The following is a 2,772-nucleotide window of genomic DNA, read 5'->3' on the forward strand; positions in this document are numbered from 1 at the left end:
CGGGGCCGCGCGACGCGGCCCCGTCGGAATTGCACGCCTCGGAAGGCGCTTACATGCCGCCCATGGTCACGCGGTTGGCGACCGTCGCCTGAACCTCGGCCAGTTCCGGATCGGACACGAGGCCGTAGGCCGCGAGCGGGCCGAAGGGTCCTGCGATGTCGTCGGAGACGAAGAACTCGGCGTATTCCTGGAGGCCCGGGATCACGTCGAGATGCGCCGCCTTGATGTAGAAGAACAGCGGGCGCGACACCGGGTATTCGCCGGTCGAGATCGTGTCGACGGAGGGCGTGACGCCGTTCATCGTCGCGACCTGCAGGCGGTCGGTGTTGTTCTCGTAGAAGGACAGGCCGAAGACGCCGATGCCCTCGGGGTTGGCGTTGATGCGCGCGAGCGTCTCGGTGTAGTCGCCGTCGATGTCGACGGACACGCCGTCGGCGCGGATCTCGAGGCAGGCCTCCTCGGCGGCATCCTCGTCCATGCCCATGTCCATCATCGCCTGCATCGAGCCGGTGGCCTCGCAGCCCTCGAGGATCACGTTCTCCTCGAAGACCTCGCGCGTGCCGTGACGCGTGCCGGGGATGTAGGCCGCGATCGCCTGGTCGGGCAGTTCGGGGTTGACCTGCGACCAGGTCGTGTTCGGGTTGGCGACCATCGCACCGTCCACCGGCAGGTTCGCGGCCAGCGCGAGGTACCAGTCGGAGGGGGTGAAGGCGAAGGAGGGACCGTTGATGTCGGAGGCGAAGACGATCCCGTCATAGCCGATGCGGACCTCGATGATGTCGGTCACGCCGTTGGCCGCGCAGGTCTCGATCTCCGACTCGCGGATCGAGCGCGACGAGTTCGCGATGTCGATCGTGTTCTCGCCGACACCCTCGCAGAAGCGGCGCAGACCCGTGGACGAGCCGCCCGACTCGACCACCGGGGTCGGGAAGTCGAAGTTCTCGCCGAAGGCTTCGGCGACGATGGAGGCGTAGGGCAGAACCGTGGAGGAACCCGCGATCTGCACGTTGTCGCGCGACTGTGCCGCCGCGGAGACCGCCGTGAGCGCGAGGACCGCGATGGCGGCCGTGGAAAGCTTGAGATGAGACATGACTTCTCCTGAGGTTTTGTCCGGGACGCAACCGTCCTCCGCCGCTCGATACCGCCGCCGAGTGACGTTTCTATAAAATTAAGATTACACTTTTATGACAATTCCCGGGGGCATCGGGGATGCCGACCCATGATCTCTAATTGTCTGACATGAAAGAGAATTTTCTGAATCCCGGCGCAAGATGCTCGATTTTCGCGAGGCCTCCTTGTGACTCTCGGGAATGCCCGGCCGCTCTTCGCCAGGTGCGTCGTTCCAGACCCTCCCGCGTCACGTCCTCCTGAGCAGAAGCAGCGCCACCAGCGCCGCGACGCCGACGCCCGCGGTCAGCCAGATGGCGGAGAGGCCCCAGGCCGCCAGGGCCGCGCCGAAGATCAGGGGCGCCGCGGCCTGGAGGATGCGGGCGGGCGCGTTCAGCCAGCCGATGCGTTGCCCGTAGCCCGCCGCCCCGAAGAGCGCGAGTGGCAGCGTCCCCTTCGCGATCGTGAGGATGCCGTTTCCCGCACCGTGCAGCAGCGCGAAGGCGTAGGCCGCCGGTCCGCCCACGGCGACCAGGGCCACGGCCGCCACGGGATGCGCGGCGGCGGCGACGCGGGTGGAGATCAGCGGGTGGTATCGCCGCAGGAACCCGAACTCGAGGACGCGCGCCGCGACCTGTGCCGGTCCGATCAGCGCGCCGGCGGCGATGGCGACGGCCGTGCTCGCTCCGGCCTCGCGGAGCAGGCCGGGCAGATGGGCGGCCATGGCGGTCGAGTTGAACCAGGTGGCCGCGAACACGAAGGCGAGGAGCGACAACGCAAAGGGCGACGGTGGCGGACCCTCGTGCGGTTCGGGTGCGGACGTGGGGACGGTCTTCGTGCCGCCGGGAAGGACCGCGTTCAGCGGCAGGGCGAGGAACAGGTGGATCAGCGCCCAGCCGAGGCAGGCCTCGCGCCATCCCCATGTCGCGAGCATCAGGCCCGACAGCGGCCAGCCCACCGTGCTCGCGAACCCGGCGATGAGCGTGATGCCGGTGATCGGGCCCCGCGCGTCCTTGCCGTAGATGCCCGCGAGCGTGGCGAAGCCCGCCTCGTAGAGGCCGATCCCCATGCCGAGCCCGATGACGCCCCAGCCGAGGAACAGGAAGACCGGCGACGGCGCCGCGGCGAGGAGGCCCAGACCCGCCGCGAAGACGAGGTTCGACAGCATGAGGACGCCGCGCCCGCCCGAGCCGTCGATGCGCGCCCCGGCCCAGGGGCCGACGATGGCGGAGACGACCATGGCCATCGAGAACGCGCCGAAGACCCAGACCGGGGACAGACCGAGATCCTCGGCCATCGGCACGGCCAGAACGGCGGGGATGTAGTAGCTCGACGCCCAGCTCACCGTGAGCGAGGTGCCGAGGGCGGCGACGATGCCGCCGCGCCGCGCGGGCGCAAGTCTCGGGATCATGGCGGGTCAGCGGATGCAGCGCGCCGGCGGGACGCAGGCCCCGCCGGTCTGCCTCATGCCATCGTCCAGAGCTGGAACAGGAGCCCCGCCGCGAAGGCCCCGCTCAGCGACAGGCCGATGTAGAGCGCGAAGACGGGCGGACGCGCGATGGCCCAGACCGCCATCGCCGCGGGGATCGAGGTCACGCCGCCCGCGACGAGGAAGGCCATTCCGGCGCCCGGTGCCATGCCCTGCTCCATCAGCCCGCCGACCAG

At 69.5% G+C, this 2,772-nt stretch carries 2 protein-coding genes and 1 pseudogene; all 3 read right to left on the reverse strand.

Annotated elements, in window-relative coordinates; translation table 11 throughout:
• Positions 1 to 49: 49 nt before the first annotated feature.
• Complete coding sequence (locus tag ACTS11_RS04495; RefSeq protein ID WP_442639147.1) at positions 50 to 1,090, reverse strand: substrate-binding domain-containing protein; 1,041 nt, start codon at positions 1,088 to 1,090, stop codon at positions 50 to 52.
• 267 nt (positions 1,091 to 1,357) lie between these two features.
• Positions 1,358 to 2,518 (reverse strand): MFS transporter, encoded by a 1,161-nt coding sequence (locus ACTS11_RS04500; RefSeq protein ID WP_442639148.1) that lies wholly within the window; start codon positions 2,516 to 2,518, stop codon positions 1,358 to 1,360.
• 53 nt (positions 2,519 to 2,571) lie between these two features.
• A pseudogene (locus tag ACTS11_RS04505) lies at positions 2,572 to 2,772 on the reverse strand (permease); the annotation flags it as partial.

The sequence above is a fragment of the Roseicyclus sp. genome, assembly GCF_052168335.1.
Lineage (GTDB): Bacteria > Pseudomonadota > Alphaproteobacteria > Rhodobacterales > Rhodobacteraceae > Roseibacterium.